Origin of the sequence: Microbacterium yannicii PS01 (assembly GCF_000304335.1) — a bacterium.
In the GTDB taxonomy this organism is placed as follows: Bacteria; Actinomycetota; Actinomycetes; order Actinomycetales; family Microbacteriaceae; genus Microbacterium; species Microbacterium yannicii_A.
Window position 1 is genome coordinate 126635 of record NZ_CAJF01000005.1, and the last position, 18977, is coordinate 145611.

Below are 18977 nucleotides of genomic sequence, written 5' to 3' on the forward strand. Positions count from 1 at the left end.
ACCCTTCCGAAACTAGTCGCCTGTGCGCCGCCTCGCCGCCCCTGGACAAGCCGAAGGCCCCGGGTGCTGGGGACACCCGGGGCCTGTCGTCACCGGTTCTCGCACGTCCACCCCCCGGCGAACGGCTCTCGGCGACGAGTTGGGAAAGGTCTTGGGGATCGACCTCTCCCTGAGGCGCTGGGGACACCTCCCGTATAGCGTAACCCGATTGGTAGAACCATCTCTGTCCCCTCTTCGGGGGACACCCTCACCGGGCGTGCGCCACGTATCCGGCGAGCCAGCGGTCCAGCGCCTGATACGCCGCGGCGCGCGGCGCGGGGCGCGAGAGGAAGACGTCGTGGATCGCGCCGTCGATGCGCGCAACGGTCACGAGGCGCCCGATCCGGGTCGCGGCACGCGCGATGTCGTCGACGACAAGCACCGAGTCGGTCGAGGTCATCGACTCCCGCCAGGTCAGCGCCGGCGTGGAGTGCGCCGACAGCATCGCGAAGGCGGGGCAGTCCACCTCGACGCCCGCGGCCACGCGGCGGTGGCCGTTGAGCACGGCGGCGAGCCAGCCGGGCGCCGTGGGAAAGCCGCGGTCGGGGCGCCACGCCGCCCGCTCCTTCCCGGCGGGAAGGCTGCCGATCTCGTCCTGCGCTCGCGTGTAGAAGCCGAGATCGACGGCGGGCTGCGTGCCGCGGGGATCGATGCGCGCCCGCATCTCGACGATCGGAGCGAGCGCCTGGCGACCGATCGCGCCCACTTGCAGCTCGAGCCACGGACTGTTGAGCACCAGGGCGCTGGCCCGCCCCGGATGCCGGGCGGCCCACAGCGTCAGCGTCAGACCGCCGGTGGAATGACCCAGCAGGACCAGCCGACGGCGGGACGAGGCATCCGCCGCCGTCCCGTGCCCCATCGCTGCCAGCGCCGCCTCGATGTCGATGTCGTAATCGTCGAGCGAATCGACGTAGCCGGGCTGCTCGCCATCGCGCAGGCTTCGCCCGTACCGCCGGAGGTCGAGGGCATAGAAGCGCGCTCCCCGGCTGTTCCAGAAGCGCGCGAGCTCGGCCTGGAAGAAGTAGTCCGACCAGCCGTGCACGTAGAGCACGTCGACGTCCCGGAGCGACGCGAACAGCGTGGTGACCGGATTCGGGATGCTGCGGACCACGGTCGCGACGAGCGGCCCGTGATCTCCGTCCACCCCCAGCGGCAGGGTGAGCTGCTCGAACGGCTCGCCGAGCACGTCCGGGACCCACTGCTGAGAATGCCCGGCCATGACGTCAGCCTAGGGGTGAGGCTCTCTGCCCTCCGCCGGACTCAGCGACGGAGGGCAGGATGCGCGGTTCACTCGCCGCGCGAGATCGACACCATCTCGTCTCGGGGAACGACCTTGATGCGCGCACGCTCGTGCGGGGCGCCGAGCGCGACCTCGTGCTCGTCCAGCCGGTGCCAGCCCGCGAGGTCGGTCCACTGCACGCCGCGCGAGGCGAGCAGCTCGGGGATGCCCTCCTCGGACGAATCGACGGGCTGCCACCACGACCCCTGGTCGTTGATGAGGTGGCGGACGGTCTCCATCGCGTCGGACTTGGTGTGACCGATGAGGCCCACCGGTCCGCGCTTGATCCAGCCCGTGGCGTAGACACCCGGAACGCGCTCGTTGGAGTCCTTGCGCAGCACCTGGCCCTCATGGTTCGGGATCACGCCGTGGCGCTTGTCGAAGGGCACGCCCGCGAGCGGCGAGCCGAAGTACCCGACGGCGCGATAGATCGCCTGGATCGGCACCTCGCGGATCTCGCCGGTGCCCTCGACCCCGCCCTCGCCGTCGGGGCGGGTGCGCTCGTACCGGAAGGCCGCCACGCGACCCTCTTCGTCTTTCACGACCTCCAGCGGCTTGGCGTAGAAGTGCAGGTGCAGGCGACGGGAGGCCGTGCCGCCGGTGTTGTTGACCGAGTCGCGCTTGCGCCAGGCCTGCAGCACGCGGTCGATGACCATGACCTGCTTGTTGCTGGCGATCGCCGCCTTGGACGCCTCGTCGTAGTCGAAGTCCTCGTCGTAGACGACCATGTCGACATCGCGCAGCTCACCGAGCTCGCGCAGCTCGAGCGGCGTGAACTTCACCTGAGCGGGCCCGCGTCGGCCGAAGACGTGGACGTCGGTGACCGGCGAGTCCTTCAGGATCTCGTAGACGTTCTCGGGGATCTCGGTCGGCAGCAGATCCTCGGCGTGCTTGGCGAGCATGCGCGAGATGTCGAGGGCCACGTTGCCGTTGCCGATGACGGCGACGGATGCCGCCTCCAGCGGCCACTCGCGCGGCACATCGGGGTGGCCGTCGAACCAGCTCACGAAATCGGCGGCGCCGTACGACCCGATCGCGTCGATGCCGGGGATGTCGAGATCGGTGTCGCGGATCGCGCCGGTGGCGAAGATGACGGCGTTGTAGTGGTGCTTGAGGTCGTCGAGGGTGATGTCTTCACCGAACCGGACGTTGCCGAAGATGCGGATGTCGCCACGGTCGAGCACTTCGCGCAGCGCGGTGATGATGCCCTTGATGCGCGGGTGGTCGGGCGCGACGCCGTAGCGGACCAGGCCGTAGGGCGCCGGCAGCTGCTCGAAGAGGTCGATCGAGACGTCGAACTTGCGCTCGGCCTTCAGCAGGATGTCGGCGGCATAGATGCCCGCCGGTCCTGCACCGACGATCGCCAGCCGGAGCTTGGTCATGGGTGTCCTTTCGGGGAGCGGTCCGACGGGCGTGTCGAAGGTGGTGTTCGCGCCCTTCGACGGGCCCCGGACCGCAGGCTAACTGGAGCGGTCGGCGACGGCCTGAGCGAATCGGGTCAGCGCCTCGCGCACGGCCCCGTCCGGGAGCGGGGCGAGCGCGTCGATGGCCTGCTGCGACCACGAATGCGCGAGGTCGAGGGTGGCCTGCGTGGCCTCGTGCTCGCGCAGCTGAGAGAGCGGCTCGTCGAGGATCGCGGGGTCGGCGCCGTCGGCGATGAGCGCGACGCCGTCGTCGATGCGGGCCCGCAGCGCGGCTGAGGAGGCATCCGTCAGCTGCCCGAGCACGAGGTACGGCATGGTCGGCACGCCCGCGCGCAGATCGGTGCCGGGCACCTTGCCGGTCTCGTCGGGGTCCGCCGACAGGTCGATGACGTCGTCGAGCAGCTGGAACGCGACGCCGGCCTTCTCGCCGAAGACCACCATCGGCTGCTCGAACTCCCCGGGGCCTCGGGAGAAGATCACACCGGCCTGCGCGGCGGCGGCGATCAGCGAGCCGGTCTTGTCGGACAGCACCTGCAGATAGAACTCCACCGGGTCGTCGCCCTCGGCGGGCCCGACGGTCTCGTGCATCTGCCCGAGCACGAGCCGCTCGAAGGTGTCTGCCTGCAGGTGGATGGCCCGGTCTCCGTGACGCGCCATGATCTGGCTGGCCCGCGAGAAGAGCAGGTCTCCGGTGAGGATCGCGACGCTGTTCCCCCACACCGCGTGTGCACTGGGCACCCCACGGCGCTTGTCTGCGGCATCCATCACGTCGTCGTGATACAGCGAGCCGAGGTGCGTCATCTCGAGAGCGGTCGCACCCTCAATGACCTCATCGGTCGTGCCCTCGCCCAGCTGCGCGGTCAGCAGCGCCAGCATGGGGCGCACCCGCTTTCCGCCCGCTTGGTAGAGGTAGCGGCTGGTGGCGTCGGCGAGCGAGTCGGCGACGCGCAGCTCGTTCTCGAGGGCGCCGTCGACGCGCTTGAGGCCCGCTTCGACCGCAGAGAGAAGCTTGCGGGACCGGGGCCCGGCGAAGATGCGATCGGTGAGGCCCAGCTTGCCCGCGATACGCGAGCCCGGCGCTGAGGGAGTCACACCCCCAGCCTACCGGGGGCCGGCGGTCGGCTCGGCGGCCGCGACAGGGCCCCGCGGCTTGACAGCCCGGTGGAGGGCGACGATCCCCATCGAAAGATTGCGGTGCGCGACGCCGGTCCAGCCCGCGTCGCGGATCCACGCGGCCAGCGTGCGCTGGTCGGGCCAGTCGCGGATCGACTCGTTCAGGTAGTCGTAGGCGTCGGCGTTCGAGCTCATCGCCTTGGCGACGACGGGCAGGATCCGGTCGTTGTAAAAGCGGTACAGACCGCTGAACGCCTTCGACGGCGGGTGCGAGAACTCGCAGATCACCAGCCGTCCGCCCGGTCGCGTGACCCGGAGCAGCTCGCTCAGAGCTTTCCGGGGCTCGTTGACGTTGCGCAGCCCGAACGACATCGTGACGGTGTCGAACTCGTCGTCCTCGAAGGGCAGTGCCGTCGCGTCGGCCTGCACGAAGGACAGATTCCGGATGCCGCCACCCGGTGCGCTCGCACCGTGCCGGCGCTCGCCCTCGGCGATCATGCCCGGCGAGAAGTCCGCGGCGACGACGGTCGCGCCGCTGCGCGCGAGGGCGACGCTCGAGGTGCCGGTGCCGGCGGCGAGATCGAGGATCTTCTGGCCTCGGCGCGGAGCGACCGCCCGGGTCGTGGCGGCCCGCCAGAACCGGTCGTTACCCATGCTCAGCACCGTGTTGGTGCGGTCGTAGCCGGCGGCGACCTGGTCGAACATGCCGCTCACGCGCGACGGATCCTTGTGCAGGTCGGCGCGGTTCGGTTCAGCCGCGGAGGGTTCGGATGCCACGCCTCGAGTCTAGGTGCGTCCTCCTTCGCCGCGGCGGGGCCGGACGCCGTTCAGGGGAGGTCGAGACCTTCGAGACGGGTGAGCCACTTGTCGGCGGTCGCCTGATCGAACGGCGCCTCCCGCGCCTCGACCCGCCGCTCGAGGTCGACGGCGAGCGCCTCGAGCTTCTCGACGACGTCGGCCGGATAGCCGAAGTCGACGCGGTGCTCGTCCCACTCGTCGCGGTCGTCGATGAACACGCCGCGCTCGTCGAGGGCGCGGACCACGTCGAGGTCCATGTCGATGCCGGAAGGCTCTTCGTCCTCCCAGTGGGCGTCCCACGCGAGGTCGATGTACACCCAGTACGACGCGGGCGGTGCCTGGTTGAGCGTCACGACGTGATCGCCGTCCGGCGGCAGCAGCGTGACGTTCGGCGCGTCGGCCAGGAAGTCCCGCCCGGGCCGGAAGCTGCGCCAGCCGGCGAGCTGGCCGAACCAGTCGCCCCACTCGTCGGAGCCCAGGTAGACGCACTCGTGCACCCAGTGATCGGAGCCGTCCCACTTGCGCCAGCGGAAGAGCAGTCGCGTGCCCGGCAGCGGGCGCGGCGGTATGACGAGGTCGGTCATGCCGCGAGTCTAGGCTGGAGGGGTGACAGGCTCGCATCCACCGGACCGCCTGGTGGTCGAGACCCGCGAGATCGACCCGGTCGGCGATCTGCTGGCCTACACCTCGCCCGATGCGCCGCTCGCCTGGCTGCGTCGTGGCAACGGCATCGTCGGGATCGGCTCGCTCGGCGGGTTCGAGCAGGGTCCCGACGCATCGTCCGCCGTCGACGCACCCTCGCCCGCCGAGGCGTGGCGTCGGATGGCCGCGGACGCGGAGGTGGACGACCCCGTCGGGCTCCCGGGAACCGGGCTCGTGTCGTTCGGCACGCTCGTCTTCGACGAGCGCTCGACGGCCACCAGCCGCCTCGTGATCCCGCAGGCGGTCGTGGGGCGTCACCATGGCCGCTCCTGGATCACCCGCATCCGCTCCACGGGCTCCGACATCGTCGAGCCCCTGATCGACCCGATACCGTACGGCCCGTATTGGTCGGCCACGCTGGGTCCGGGCGCCCTTGCTCCCGCCGGATACCAGGCGGCGGTCCGCGCGGCGGTCGACGCGATCCTCGCCGGCGACCTCGAGAAGGTCGTGCTGGCGCGCGACCTCGTCGGCACGATCCCCGCCGGGGCGGATCTGCGACGGCTCGTCCGCGCTCTCGCCCACGACTACCCCGATACGTGGACGTACGCGGTCGACGGGCTGATCGGCGCGAGCCCCGAGACCCTCGTCACCGTCTCGCACGGAGCCGTGACCGCCCGGGTGCTCGCCGGGACGATCCCCCGTGGGACTGACGCAGGCGATGACGCCGAGGCATCCTCTTCCCTCGCGCACAGCGCCAAAGACATGCAGGAGCACCGCTACGCCGTGCAGAGCGTGCTCGACACCCTCGGGCCCCACGTGCGCGGCATGCGCGCCGACGCCGAGCCGTTCACCCTCGAGCTCCCGAACCTGTGGCACCTCGCCACCGACGTCGCAGGTGAGATCGCCGACCACGCGTCCTCGCTCGATCTCGTCGCGGCGCTGCACCCGACCGCCGCAGTGGCGGGCACGCCGACGGATGCGGCGATCGAGCTGATCCGCACGCTCGAGCCGTTCGACCGCGGCCGGTACGCCGGCCCGGTCGGCTGGGTCGACGGGGACGGCGACGGCGAATGGGCGATCGCACTGCGGTGCGCCCAGATCGGCAGCGGCCCGGTGCGGGGCTACGCGTCGTTCAGCGACACGGTCCCCGTGGTCGCGCACGCCGGAGCCGGGATCGTGGCCGCCAGCGACCCCGAGACCGAGCTGCTCGAGACGCGGGTCAAGTTCCGGCCGATCGTCGACGCGCTCGCCTGAGCCGAGCTGAGCTGAGCCGACCGCGCAGGAGATCCAGGCCTCCACAGGAGCTTCACGGTCCTGGTTCTCCTGCGCGGAAGCAGTTCTCCTGTCGAGTCCGCCCGTATCAGGCCGGCAGGTCGGAGCCGGTGAGGGTCAGGAGCTTCCGCAGCGGATCGAGCCCCATGGGAGACAACGACAGCGCCTCGCGATGGAAGGCCCGCAGCGAGAACCGCGCGCCGAGCCGATCCTCGTGAGCCTACCGCGCTTCGAGCCGCGTCACCGCCTGAGCGTACGGGGGCATTGCGGCCGTCTCTTTCCCGCGTCGCGCCGCCCGGCGTACACTCGCCGCCATGTCGTTCGACGTCGCTGCCGAGGCCTATGACGGGTTCATGGGGCGGTTCTCCGCTCCCCTCGCCGTGTCGTTCGCCGATTTCGCCCGTCTTCCCGCCGAAGGTCGCGCCCTCGACGTCGGCTGCGGCACCGGCGCCTTGACCGCGGTGCTGGCCCGGAGGTTCGGCGAGACCGAGATCGCCGCCGTCGATCCGTCGGAGAGTTTCGTCGCCGCGATGACACAACGCTTCCCGTGGGCCGACGTCCGCCACGGCCACGCCGAGGCGCTTCCGTTCGACGACCATCTGTTCGCGGCGACGCTCGCCGAGCTGGTGGTGCATTTCATGACGGATGCCACGGCCGGCATGCGCGAGATGCTGCGGGTCACCCGGCCTGGCGGCGTGGTCGCCGCATGCGTGTGGGATTTCGCCGGGCGTCGCGCACCGCAGCGCACCTTCTTCGAAGGCCTCGCCGCCGTCATCGACGACATCGACGACGAGACCGATCGCGTCGGCGCGAGCGAGGGCGAGCTGGTCACCCTTCTGTGGGACGCCGGCTGCACGGACGTCGAGGAGGCAGAACTGACCGTTGCGGTCGAGTACGGCGACTTCGACGAGTGGTGGGCGTCGTACGGCCACGGCGTCGCCCCCGCCGGGAGGCAGCTCACCGCGCTGTCGGCAGAGGACCGCGACCGGGTGCAGGAGCAGTGCGCCCGACTGCTCGGCACCGGCCCCTTCACGATCGCCGCGACCGCGTGGGCGGCCCGCGGCGTCGTACCGGGCCAGATCTAGGCGGGTCAGCTCGCGGCGAGCCGCTTCTTCTCGGCCTCGATGTCGAACGTGGCGGCCGGCCACTGCGGATCGATGTCTTCCAGCGCCTCGAGCAGCAGGTGCTGCACCGCCAGGCGTGCGTACCATTTGCGATCGGCGGGCACGACGTGCCACGGCGCGTGCTCGGTGGAGGTCCGCTCGAAGACGCTTTGGTAGGCATCCATGTACTGCGGCCACAGCTTGCGCTCGTCGACGTCGCCGGGGTTGTACTTCCAGTGCTTGTCGGGACGCTCGAGGCGCTCCATGAGGCGCTCCTTCTGCTCCTCGGGCGAAATGTGCAGCATCACCTTGACGACACGGGTTCCGGCATCCGTCACCGTCTTCTCGAAGTCGTTGATCGCGGCATACCGGCGCTCGATCTCGTCGGCCGGGGCCAGCTCGCGCACCCGTCCGATGAGCACATCCTCGTAGTGCGAGCGGTCGAAGACGCCGATGAACCCGGGCTCGGGCAGGCGCTTGCGCACGCGCCACAGGAAGTCGTGCTCGAGCTCTTCCGGCGTCGGCTTCTTGAACGCGGCGAGCGCGACACCCTGCGGGTCTACCGAACCGACCACATGCCGGATGATCCCGCCCTTGCCAGCCGAGTCCATCGCCTGCAGGACCAGCAGCACGGAGGCGTTCGTGACATCGACACGACTGCGGGCGAAGAGGCGCTCCTGATACTCGTCCAGCTGCACCGAGCCGGCCGCGAGGTCTTCGGCCGCGTGCACCTTGTCTTTCTCGTAGCCGGGCGTGGAGCGGGCGTCGACCTCGGCGAGCCGAAAGCCCTCGCCGACGCGCAGCATCTCGGCGACATCCCCGGTCCAGTGCTTCTGGCTCTTCGCGATCATGGAGCCATCATGGCGGATGCCGCGGCGCGCCGGTCAGCGCGCCAGCGGGACCTCGATGATCTGCCGGCCGGTCACCGGCGCCGTGAGCGCCTGGTCGAGCGCCGACCGCGTCGCGACTCGGCGGTACTCCCACCCGTACGCGGCGGCGAGCTGCTCGAGGCTCACCGCGTGCGGCGTGTACAGCACCCGGTCCATCACCTCGGGAACGGCGACGGCGGCCACCTCGAGCGCGTCGAAGATGGTGCCCCCGCCGTCGTTGCCGACGACCACCTGAAGGCGCGGCTGCTGCTCGGTCGGCGGCAGAAGGAGGGCGCCGGCGTCGTGCAGCAGGGCGAGGTCGCCGAGCAGCACGCGGGTGACTCCGGGTCCGCCGCCGGCCTGGCTGGCGAGCGCGACGCCGATGGCGGTGGCGACCGTGCCGTCGATGCCGGCGAGGCCGCGGTTGGAGTGCACGGGCACCTTCTTGCCGGGGAGGAGGGCGTCGGCGACGCGGACGATGCGCGACGATCCGAACACCAGCCGGTCGTGCGGCCAGGTCGCTCGCCACACGGCGTCGACGAGCGCCGCACGGTCGAGCGGAGCCCGGATGACCTCGAGCTCGGCCGCGATGGCGCCCAGGCGCTCCTCCGGCACGGCCGACGCAAGGCCGTCCGCGTCGGGGGCCGGCGGAGCGAGATCGACGGATGCCGCGCGCGACGCCTGCAGCCACGCCCCGAGCCAGACGCGGTCGGGGTCGCCGGTCGCGACGGCGATGGTGTCGGCGGCGGTCGTGACCCCGTTCAGATTGAGCGGCTCCCCCGGCCCCCGCACCGCGACGACCTCGATGCCGGGATCGGACAGCAGCGCCGACGACTCACGGCTGAGCGTGGGATGCCCCAGCACGACGACGCGCTCGATGCGACCGCCGAGGTCGGGATCCGACAGCAGCGCCCGGTAGCCGTGCACGAGGTTCCGGCCGAATCGCGCGCCACTGACGATCTCGGCGACCAGCGGCCAGCCGCCGGCATGCGCGAGCGCCTCGGCGTCGGGCCCGGCGTCGGCGCCGGCCAGCACGATCGTCCGTGGGCCGCGCTCCAGCACGACGGGGTCGTCCTCGGGCTCGAGCGGAACATCGGACTCGCCGATGCCGCCGCCGCCCTGATAGAGCGCGCCCGACATCTCGTCTTCGGGCGGCGCTTCGGCCGGCGGAGCGTCGGGATGCGCGCCCGAAGCCGTGGCCAGCTCCGCCGCGGGCACGCCGATCCACTCGGGCAGTGCCCCCGAGAGCGGCTCGCGGTACGGCAGGTTCAGATGCACCGGCCCGGCGGTGCGGACCCCGGCGCCGAGCGCCGCCGTCATGGCCTCCTCGGCGACGCCGCGCAGCATCAGGCTCTGTTCGCCGCAGCCGTCGGCGTCGACGTCCTCCGGTACGGGCAGGTCGGCCTCGAACCGGACCGTGGGCGCGAACATCCCCGGCTGGCGCGTGGTCTGGTTGGCTCCGACGCCCCGCAGCTCCGGCGGCCGGTCGGCCGTGAGCAGCAGCAGCGGCACCGCACCGTGGTGCGCTTCGAGCGCCGCCGGCAGCAGGTTCGCCACGGCGGTGCCTGAAGTGCAGACCACGACCGCCGGCATCCGCGTCTCGCGACCGATGCCGAGAGCGGTGAATCCGGCGACGCGCTCGTCGATGCGGACGTGCAGCCGGAGGGCGCCGCGCCGCTCGAGCTCTGCGGCGACGAGAGCGAGCGCCTGCGAGCGCGAGCCGGGGCTCAGCACCACATGGCGTACGCCGAGCTCGATGAGCCGGCACAGCAGAGCGGCAGCTGCGTCGGTCGCGGCGGCCGGGGCCAGAGGCACCGCCATCGGCGGTTCGTCGGGCGCAGTGGCGCCGGCGGGATCGGCCACGACGGGGCGATCGGCGCCGTTCGGGTCGGTCACGTCAGCCGACGGCTCCGCGCTGACCGCGGGAGTCGTCTTCGCCGTCGCCGGGCCGGGCCGGCGGCTCGACCGGGGGTGTGCCGGTCGGGGCAGGACCGTCCGCACCTCGGGGCGGTCGATCCGGACGCGGTGGCGTCGTCGGGTACCGCGGGAAGCGTCGGCGGCTGGAACCGGGGGTCTTCGCCCTCGGCGTCGAGCTGGGCGAGCTCTTCTTCCATCCGACGGATGCGCTCGTCCTGGTCGCTGATCGTGCCGATGCGCCCGAGGAAGTCGGGGTCGTCGTCCGGCGCCTTCCGGCGGGCGATGGCCGACTTTCGTGTGCGTCCGACGGCGAGCCACAGGATGCCGCCGAGCACGGGCAGCACCACGACGATCAGGATCCAGACGGGCTTGCTGACGCCTCGGTGGCGAGTTGCGGGCTGCACGGCGCAATCGACGATGGTGAAGACCCAGAACACGGTCGCCACCAGCGCTACGATCAGCAACCCGCGAGCCATCTTCCCATCCTAGGCTGGCCCGCGGCCGCACGGGCGCCCGCGGGAAGTCTCGTGACCGAACCGTCGCCGACCATGGGCTGCGACCGAACCTAGGATGGATGGGTGAAAGCACGCTCGGCCATCGTCTACTCGGTCCTGCGGCTGCTGGCATTCCTCGTGCCGTTCGGCATTCTCATGCTGTTCCCGATCATGCAGGAGTATTACTGGCTCGCCGCGATCTTCGCCGCCCTCATCGGGCTGAGCCTGTCGCTGCTCTTCCTGCGCAAGCCGCTCGAAGAGGCCACCTCGGGGCTGGCCGAGCGCCGCACCCGCGCGCGGACGGCCATCAGCGACGAAGACGCGGAGGATGCCGCGGCCGACGCCGCGACCCCGGATCAGCCCGATCGTCCCTGACCGGCCGTGCCGCGGCATCCGCTGCTCTGCAGGCCCGATCCGATAGCCGGATCCTTCCGCGGTTCCCCGGATCGGGACGCGCCGCGATCTCCGGGAACGCACGCGAACTCCGGTCTCTCGACCCGGCGCCGCGTCAGCCGATGAAGGCCCACATCAGGAACGCGGCGTATCCGACCGAGGTCAGTGACGTGAGGCCGAGGGCGACGACCAGCTCGCGCGGGTCGCGGTACGTCCACACGATGAGGATCGCGGGCAGGCCGGCGAGCAGCGCGAGCAGCGACAGCCACGCGATCGGGTAGAAGAGCGCGAGGAACGCCGCGATCACGAACGGCGCGAGCACGAACAGCGTGAACACCACGCGGGTCGCGGTGCGCCCGATCAGCACGGTGAGCGTGCGCTTGCCGGCGACGCGGTCCTGGTCGATGTCGCGGAGGTTGTTGGCCAGCAGCACCGCGCAGGCGAGCAGCCCGACCGCGACGGCCCCGAACCACGCCTCCTGCGGCAGCGCGAGGGCCTGGACCCACGTCGTGCCGAGCGTCGCGACGAGGCCGAAGAAGACGAAGACGAAGAGCTCGCCGAGTCCGTAGTACCCGTACGGGCGCTTGCCGCCGGTGTAGAACCAGGCCGCGACGATGCAGACCGCGCCCACGGCGATGAACCACCACTGCTGCGTGCGGATGGTGATGGCAAGGCCCGCCAGCGCCGCGATGGCGAAGAAGGCGAGCGCGACGAAGAGCACGGTGCGGGGCTTCGCGCGGCGCGACGCGGTGAGCCGGGCGGGGCCGACGCGGTGGTCGTCGGTGCCGCGGATGCCGTCGCTGTAGTCGTTGGCGTAGTTCACCCCGATCTGCAGAGCGACCGCCACGAGCAGGCAGAACAGGGCGATGACCCAGTGGAACTGGTCGACGACGATCATCGCAGCACCGGTTCCGACCAGGACGGGGCTGATCGCGAGCGGAAGGGTGCGCAGGCGCGCGGCACCGATCCAGTCGCGCGCGGTCGCCTTCGGGGTGTGCGCGGGGTCGCGCGGAACATGGGCCGTCTGCGGATTCCGGCGCGCCGGCTGCTTCTTCGGTGCTGGACGCTTGCGCTTCTTGCTGGGGGTGCCTGCCACGAAAGCACATCTTAGGTGCTGCGCCGATGGAGCCGATCGGCCGGCGGGGTGGTCGCTGGGGTGACCGCTGGGGTGACAACGCATGTCCTACGTGCCCGCCGTCATCTCCCGATGCCGGCGCAATCCGGGTGCTCCAGTGCGCGAGATGGGGACATGCACTCCCTTGCCGAGCGTCGTGGGTGCCCCCGACAATGGCGGCATGCTGAGCATCGGATCGATCGTGCTGACCGTGGAGGACATCGACCGCGCCGGAGACTTCTGGCGGGCCGCCCTGGGGTACGTGAACCGGAAGGAGCCGGGCGAGGACTGGGTGATCCTCGATCCGCCGACGAAGACCCACTGGCGCGAGCCGGGTGCCAGTCTCGCACTCTCGGTGACGGGCTATCCGCAGCACTACCCGCCCCGCATCCACCTCGACCTCTACGCCGACGATCAGGCGGCCGAGATCGAGCGCCTCCTCGCCCTGGGCGCCCGCGAAGTCGACTGGCACGACTACCCGGACGACGCGGACTGGATCGTGCTGGAAGACACCGAGGGCAATCGCTTCTGCGTCGTCGACGTCGGCGCCGACGACCCCGACCGTCCGGACTGAGCCGGCGTCAGTGCAGCGCGATCACCGCGCGGCGGATGGCCTCGCGGTCGGGCTTACCCGACGGCAGCGTCTCGAGTTCGTCGACGAGGATCAGCTTCGAGGGCCGTGCATGCGGGCCGATCTCGGCATGGACGGCGGCGCGCGCCTCCTCCAGCTGCACCGCCTCGCTGCGCCGCAGCGCCTCGCCTCGCGCGGAGACGATGACGGATGCCTCGCCCCAGCGCTCGTCGGGGACTCCGACGACGACGGCGAGGGCGAGCCCCGGCACGCCGCGCACGATCCTCTCGACGCGATCGAGCGAGACGTTGATGCCGCCCGACACGATGACGTTGTCGAGGCGCCCGCGCACCCTCAGCACGCCTTCATCGAGGAGGCCCGCATCGCCGGTGCGGTACCACCGCGTGCCGGCGTCGTCGCGGAGGAAGGTCGCCTCCGTCCGCTCTGCGTCGCCGAAGTACCCGTCGGCCAGCACCGGACCGGCGAGCTGGACCTCGCCGCGCTCGATGCGAATCTGAACGCCCCGCAGCGGCACACCGTCGTAGACGCAGCCGCCACTGGTCTCGGTGGAGCCGTACGTGCGGACGATGCGAGCGCCGGCGGTCTCCGCGCGCTCCAGGGTCGCCGCCGGGAGCGCCTGCCCGCCGATGAGGATCGTCTGGAACGACCGCAGCGCGGCGAGCACGGCCGAGTCGTGCTCGGCCGCATCGAGCAGCCGCGACAGCTGCGCGGGAACGAGTGACGTGTACGTCGGGACGCGCTCGCCGCCCTCCGTCGAGACCATCGTGAGTGCGGCGGCCGCGAAGGCCTGCGGCGTGAAGGCGCCGGAGAGGATGGCGGGCTCGCGGTCGGCGACGAGCGACCGCACCAGCACCTGCAGGCCGGCGACGTAGCTGGCGGGCAGGGCGAGCAGCCACGCGCCGTCGCCGATGCGATCGGCCGTCGCCAGCGCGCTCGAGGTGAGGGCATCCCGGCTCAGCACGACGCTCTTGGGAACACCGGTCGATCCCGACGTCGTGACGACGACGGCCGTTCCGGCGCGGACTTCTCCGGGCAGCTGGCTCACCAGGCCGAGGCCCAGTGCCGGGCCGGCGCCGTGCAGCGCTCCGCGCAACGCCCGCAGGATCGACCGCGGGTCGTCGTCGATGACGGGTTCGAGCTTCATGGCCGTGCGCAACTCCTGAAGATCGGCGGCATGGCGCTCAGCCGAGCGCGGGTGGGGCTCGCGGCGAGCCGGATCTCAGGAGTTGCGTCCGCGGGCATCAGTAGTGCCAGGGGTACGGCGACCAGTCGGGGTCGCGCTTCTCGAGGAAGGAGTCACGGCCCTCGACGGCCTCGTCGGTGCCGTAGGCCAGACGCGTGGCCTCGCCCGCGAACACCTGCTGCCCGACCATGCCGTCGTCGACGGCGTTGAAGGCGAACTTGAGCATGCGGATGGCCGTCGGCGACTTCGTGAGGATGGTCCGAGCCATTGCCAGTGCCTCGCGCTCGAGATCGGCGTGCGGCACGACCCGATTGACGGCGCCCATCTCGTACGCACGCTGCGCCGAGTACTCCTCCGCGAGGAAGAACACCTCGCGGGCGAACTTCTGCCCGATCTGCCGCGCGAAGTACGCCGAGCCGTAGCCGGCGTCGAACGAGCCGACATCGGCGTCGGTCTGCTTGAAGCGGCCGTGCTCGGCCGACGCGACGGTCAGGTCGCACACGACGTGCAGCGAGTGCCCGCCGCCCGCCGCCCAGCCGGGGATCACGGCGATCACGACCTTGGGCATGAAGCGGATGAGCCGCTGCACCTCGAGGATGTGCAGGCGGCCTGCCCGGGCGTTGTCGACTCCCCCGGTCCCCGAGCGCGTCTCCCCGGCCCCCGAGCTCGTCTCCCCGGTGCCCGCGCTCGCCTCCCCGGTGCCCGCGCTCGCCTCCCCGGTCCCTGAGCTCGCCTCCCCGGTCCCTGAGCTCGTCGAAGGGCCCGCGGACGCGTCGACAGGCGCAGCAGCCGACTGCTCGTACTTGTAGCCGTCGCGGCCGCGGATGCGCTGGTCGCCGCCGGAGCAGAACGCCCATCCGCCGTCCTTCGGGCTCGGGCCGTTGCCGGTGAGCAGCACGACTCCGATCCGCGGGTCCTGGCGGGCGGCGTCGAGCGCGCGGTACAGCTCGTCGACGGTGTGCGGCCGGAAGGCGTTGCGCACCTCCGGCCGGTCGAAGGCGATGCGCGCAATCCGGCCGTCGGTGGAGACATGCGCCGTGATGTCGGAGTAACCCTCCGCGGGGGCGCCCAGCGCCAGATGGGACTGCGGGGACCACGCGCTGTCATCGAACAGCTCCGAAACGCTCACCCGGCCAGCCTAGGGCGGTGCGACGCCGGGCGTCATGTGAAACAGGGGGTCGACCGCCGGCCCCTACCCTGGATCGGTGACCTCGACTCTCCGCTCAATCGCTGCTGCCGCGGCATCCGCCGTTCTCCTTCTCTCGCTCGCTGCTTGCGCGACCGGCGCACCGGAGTCTTCGGCCACCCCGACCGCCTCCGACGCGGCGAGCGCGACCATCACGACCGACGCCGCCTGCGCGGGCGACGAGGGGGTCACGCTCGTCGTCGACGCCACCGCACTCGAGGGCGGCGACGCGCAGGAATGGTGCCTGCTGACCGAGGAGCCGGTCATCGCCGGAGACGCGTTCACTGTCGCGGGCATCGAGACTGAGGGCACTGAGGAGTACGGCGACCAGGTCGTCTGCCGCGTGAACGGCGTTCCCTCCGAAGACACCCCGATCCCGGCCGAAGACGGCTCGGAGTACTTCGAGACCTGCGCGGCGATGCCGGCCGCATTCGCGTATTGGTCGCTGTGGGAGAAGCCCGCCGACGGCGAATGGGGCTACGCACAGGAAGGGGCGTCGACCCTCGAGCTCGAGCCCGGCGACGCCGTCGAGCTGCTGTTCACACTGAACGGCGAGCCTGCCACTCCGACCCCGTAAGCCATGCCGTGACGATCCGACCCGGGCCACTTCGCGCCGCGGCCGTTCTCGCCGTCGCCTTCGTCGCGGTCCGGGTCGTCTACCGCGTCCTCTTCCACGGCGCGGACGGCACCGGGGCGGTCGTCCTGCCGCTTCCCGAGCTGCGCCTGCCGCCGCCGTTCTCGCACGTTGTGGTGCTGGGTCCGGTCACCGTCGATGGCCTGTGGGATGCCGCGGCCAGCGCCTTTCCGATCGCCCTGACGATCCTCGCCTTCGGGCTGGTGAACTCACTCGTCGACGTGCCGCGGGTGCTCGCCCGCGCCTCACGACGCGGGCCGCTCCGGGGCATCGCGCGGGCCCTCGCCATCGCGTGGGCGACGCTCCCCTCACTCGCAGACGCCGCCCGCCGGGTGCGGTTCGCGCAGCGCCTGCGGGGCGAGCGCGCAGGCGTGAGGATGCTGATGCCGCTCCTCCAGCGCACGCTCGAGCGCGCCGGAAGCGTCGCCGCGGCGCTCGAACTGCGGGGCTTCGCAGGGCGCTCGCGCGAGGGCGACTGCCGGACGCCCGTCGAGGTGCACGACGCCGAGCTGGGCTTCGGCGCCGGCGACATGACGGATGCCGGAGGGCGCAGCATCCGGATCGGATCTCTGGTGCTGGCGCCCGGCAGCCTCACGCTGCTGACGGGCGCCACCGGCTCGGGCAAGTCGACGCTCCTGCGCGCTCTTGCCGGACTGCACACGCACGTCGACGGTGGATGGATGACGGGCACGATGAGGGCCGCCGGGCACGACCGCCAAGCCGTTCCGCCCCGAGACCTCGCGCAGCGGATCGGCGTGGTGCTGCAGAACCCGCGGGAGGCCTTCGCGACCGAGCGGGTGCGCGACGAGCTCGGGTTGGCCCTGGAGCTGCGAGGTGTCGCTCCGGTCTTGGTCGCGGCGCGGGTCGCCGAGGTGGCCCGCCGGGTCGGCATCGCGCCCCTGCTCGATCGGCCGACGCGTGGTCTTTCGGCCGGCGAGGCCACGCTGGTCGCAGTGGCCGCCGCGATCACGGAGCAGCCGCTCCTGCTGCTCGTCGACGAGCCGCTCGCAGATCTCGATGCCGACACGCGCACCCGCGTCGCGCACCTGCTGCGCGATCTCGCGCACGAGGCCGGCATGTGCGTGCTCGTCGCCGAGCACCGCGCCGATCCCCTTCGCGCGCTGGCCGACACCGAGCTGCGCATCGCGGGAGGCGCGGTGGCCGATGCCGGCTTCGGCGTCGGGACGCCTGCGGATCGCGCATCCGACCTCGATGCCATCCGCCCGCTCGTCTCTTCCCCATCGCTGCCGGGCGGTCAAGGCCGTGACGGGCACTCCGCCATGAGCGGGGCGATCGCCCTGCGCGCGACCGACGTGACGGTGCGGCACGGGAGCGTCCTCGCCATCGATCGGGCGAACATCGAACTCCAGGCTGGCGAGATCGTCGCGCTCGTCGGTGCGAACGGCGCCGGGAAGTCGAGCCTGCTCGCCGCGCTCGCGCTGCCCGGCCGCGACACCCGGATCGAGTCCGAGGGACGCGTGGCGCTGGTACCCGACGCCTCGGACGACCTGTTCGTGTACGACACCGTCGCCGCCGAGTGCCGCCGCGCCGACCGACGTGCCGGGGCATCGGGCGAGTCCTCGGTGAGAACGGCCTCGACCGCCGAGCGCGTCGCGGGGTTCCTGGGGCTCGACCCCGACAGCGCCGAGTTCACGCAGCGTCTCGCGCGGCATCCGCGGGATCTCTCCGTCGGCGAACGGCGCTGCCTCGCCCTGGCCATCCAGCTCGCCGGCGGCCCGGCCGCGCTCCTCGTCGACGAGCCGACCCGCGGCCTGGATCCGGAGGCCCGGGGTCTGGTGTGGGCGGCGCTCGCCACCCTCTCGGCGCAGGGCACCGCGGTGCTCGTCGCCTCGCACGAACCCGACGTGGCCGCAGGGGCGGACCGCGTGCTCTCGATGCGTGACGGCGTCCTGTCGAGCGCCGGTCCGTTCGCAATTCAGTCTTCGCGCCGGCTGGAGCCCCGTGTGAGGCGGGATCCGGCCGTGGTGGCGACACCGCGGACTGAATTGCGAACGCCGACCGGCTCGGCTTCTCACCGACTGCCCGACCTCGACGTCCCTACCGAAGACAGAGCCCGCGCGTCGGGCCGCGCGGCATCGAGGCGAGCGATCCCGCTCCTGGCGCTCGTCGCCGCGAACCTCGTCGCGCTCGGCGCGTTCTGCTGGCCTCTCCTGGCGACCGCGGTTCCCGCGCAGGCGCACGCCGCCGTGCCGGTCGCGGCGCTCGCTCTCGCGCCGCTCGCCGCGCTCGTGGTCTTCGCGACGCTCGACGGCTCGGTGCGCTCGGCGCACATGCTCGCACTCCTCGGAACGCTCGCCGCGATCGGCGCAGCGGTGCGCATCGCGAGCACCGGAGTCGGCGGTGTGGAGGCCGTCTTCATCCTGCTGATCCTCGCCGGCCGCGCGTTCGGGGCGCGGTTCGGGATGCTTCTCGGCATGGCGACGATCGCCCTCTCGACGGTGGTCACCGGAACCTTCGGACCCTGGACGCCCTTCCAGATGTTCGCGTGTGCGTGGGTCGGCGCGGTCGCCGGGCTCCTCCCTCGACGCCTCGGCGCAGCGACCGAGATCGCGATGCTGTGCGTCTACGGAGCCGTCGCCTCCTACATGTTCGGCCTGCTCATGAACCTGTGGTTCTGGCCCTTCGCCGTCGGCTTCGGCACCGAGATCTCGTACGACGCGGCCGCGCCGCTCGGCACCAACGTCGCGAACTTCCTGCTGTATTCGCTTGTCACGTCGACCCTCAGCTGGGACACCCTCCGCGCGATCACCTCGCTCATCGGCATCCTGATCATCGGCCGCCCCGTGCTCGCCGCGCTGCGGCGTGCGAAGCCGCTTCAGCCCCGCACGCTCGGGCCGGCGCCCACAAGAGGACGCACACAGGAGAACGCTGCTTCCGCAGGAGGTCTGCGGGGCTGAACGACCT

17 protein-coding genes are annotated in these 18977 nt (G+C 71.7%); 6 read left to right on the plus strand and 11 right to left on the minus strand.

Translation table 11 applies throughout. From position 1 onward, the window contains the following. Positions 1–247: 247 nt before the first annotated feature. The 5 genes from WYM_RS04440 to WYM_RS04465 form a co-directional block, all read right to left on the minus strand. Entirely contained in the window at positions 248–1258 is a 1011-nt protein-coding gene (locus WYM_RS04440) for an alpha/beta hydrolase (protein ID WP_019179626.1), read from the minus strand. Between the two features lie 68 nt (positions 1259–1326). Next, entirely contained in the window at positions 1327–2700 is a 1374-nt protein-coding gene (locus WYM_RS04445) for an FAD-dependent oxidoreductase (protein ID WP_019179627.1), read from the minus strand. 78 nt (positions 2701–2778) lie between these two features. Further along, complete coding sequence (locus tag WYM_RS04455; RefSeq protein ID WP_019179628.1) at positions 2779–3834, minus strand: polyprenyl synthetase family protein; 1056 nt, start codon at positions 3832–3834, stop codon at positions 2779–2781. Between the two features lie 9 nt (positions 3835–3843). Then, positions 3844–4560, minus strand: a complete 717-nt coding sequence (locus WYM_RS04460) for a class I SAM-dependent methyltransferase (RefSeq protein ID WP_083866142.1) — start codon at positions 4558–4560, stop codon at positions 3844–3846. A gap of 122 nt (positions 4561–4682) precedes the next feature. Beyond that, positions 4683–5237: a DUF402 domain-containing protein gene (locus WYM_RS04465; protein ID WP_019179630.1), complete on the minus strand. Its 555-nt coding sequence runs from the start codon at positions 5235–5237 to the stop codon at positions 4683–4685. Positions 5238–5259: 22 nt separating this feature from the next. Here WYM_RS04465 and WYM_RS04470 point away from each other — a divergent pair, with 22 nt between their 5' ends. Beyond that, on the plus strand, positions 5260–6549 hold the full coding sequence (locus WYM_RS04470) for an isochorismate synthase (protein ID WP_040569038.1): 1290 nt from the start codon (positions 5260–5262) through the stop codon (positions 6547–6549). Positions 6550–6881: 332 nt separating this feature from the next. Next, positions 6882–7652, plus strand: a complete 771-nt coding sequence (locus WYM_RS04475; RefSeq protein WP_019179632.1) for a class I SAM-dependent methyltransferase — start codon at positions 6882–6884, stop codon at positions 7650–7652. A gap of 5 nt (positions 7653–7657) precedes the next feature. Here WYM_RS04475 and WYM_RS04480 read toward each other — a convergent pair whose 3' ends face one another. From WYM_RS04480 to WYM_RS19205, 3 genes are all read right to left on the minus strand, one after another. Next, positions 7658–8521: a polyphosphate kinase 2 family protein gene (locus tag WYM_RS04480; protein ID WP_019179633.1), complete on the minus strand. Its 864-nt coding sequence runs from the start codon at positions 8519–8521 to the stop codon at positions 7658–7660. A gap of 33 nt (positions 8522–8554) precedes the next feature. Further along, a complete protein-coding gene (gene menD, locus WYM_RS04485; RefSeq protein WP_026059543.1) occupies positions 8555–10360 on the minus strand; it encodes a 2-succinyl-5-enolpyruvyl-6-hydroxy-3-cyclohexene-1-carboxylic-acid synthase in 1806 nt (601 codons plus the stop codon). 71 nt (positions 10361–10431) lie between these two features. Continuing rightward, positions 10432–10932 (minus strand): PLD nuclease N-terminal domain-containing protein, encoded by a 501-nt coding sequence (locus WYM_RS19205; protein WP_019179635.1) that lies wholly within the window; start codon positions 10930–10932, stop codon positions 10432–10434. A 102-nt stretch (positions 10933–11034) separates the two neighbouring features. On the opposite strand from WYM_RS19205, the gene WYM_RS04495 reads away from it, so the two are divergent. Continuing rightward, a complete protein-coding gene (locus tag WYM_RS04495) occupies positions 11035–11325 on the plus strand; it encodes a DUF4229 domain-containing protein (protein WP_019179636.1) in 291 nt (96 codons plus the stop codon). A gap of 133 nt (positions 11326–11458) precedes the next feature. On the opposite strand, the gene WYM_RS04500 is transcribed toward WYM_RS04495, so the two are convergent. Continuing rightward, the gene (locus WYM_RS04500) at positions 11459–12439 is read right to left on the minus strand and encodes a 1,4-dihydroxy-2-naphthoate polyprenyltransferase (protein ID WP_019179637.1); all 981 of its coding nucleotides are present in this window, start codon (positions 12437–12439) and stop codon (positions 11459–11461) included. 199 nt (positions 12440–12638) lie between these two features. On the opposite strand from WYM_RS04500, the gene WYM_RS04505 reads away from it, so the two are divergent. Beyond that, complete coding sequence (locus WYM_RS04505) at positions 12639–13031, plus strand: VOC family protein (RefSeq protein ID WP_040569062.1); 393 nt, start codon at positions 12639–12641, stop codon at positions 13029–13031. Positions 13032–13038: 7 nt separating this feature from the next. On the opposite strand, the gene WYM_RS04510 is transcribed toward WYM_RS04505, so the two are convergent. Together WYM_RS04510 and WYM_RS04515 are read right to left on the minus strand one after the other, a co-directional pair. Further along, complete coding sequence (locus WYM_RS04510; protein WP_019179639.1) at positions 13039–14193, minus strand: AMP-binding protein; 1155 nt, start codon at positions 14191–14193, stop codon at positions 13039–13041. 97 nt (positions 14194–14290) lie between these two features. Beyond that, complete coding sequence (locus WYM_RS04515) at positions 14291–15361, minus strand: 1,4-dihydroxy-2-naphthoyl-CoA synthase (protein WP_019179640.1); 1071 nt, start codon at positions 15359–15361, stop codon at positions 14291–14293. 76 nt (positions 15362–15437) lie between these two features. On the opposite strand from WYM_RS04515, the gene WYM_RS04520 reads away from it, so the two are divergent. Together WYM_RS04520 and WYM_RS04525 are read left to right on the plus strand one after the other, a co-directional pair. Next, complete coding sequence (locus tag WYM_RS04520) at positions 15438–15995, plus strand: hypothetical protein (protein ID WP_019179641.1); 558 nt, start codon at positions 15438–15440, stop codon at positions 15993–15995. 8 nt (positions 15996–16003) lie between these two features. Further along, the gene (locus WYM_RS04525; protein WP_019179642.1) at positions 16004–18970 is read left to right on the plus strand and encodes an ATP-binding cassette domain-containing protein; all 2967 of its coding nucleotides are present in this window, start codon (positions 16004–16006) and stop codon (positions 18968–18970) included. The last annotated feature ends 7 nt before the right edge of the window (positions 18971–18977 follow it).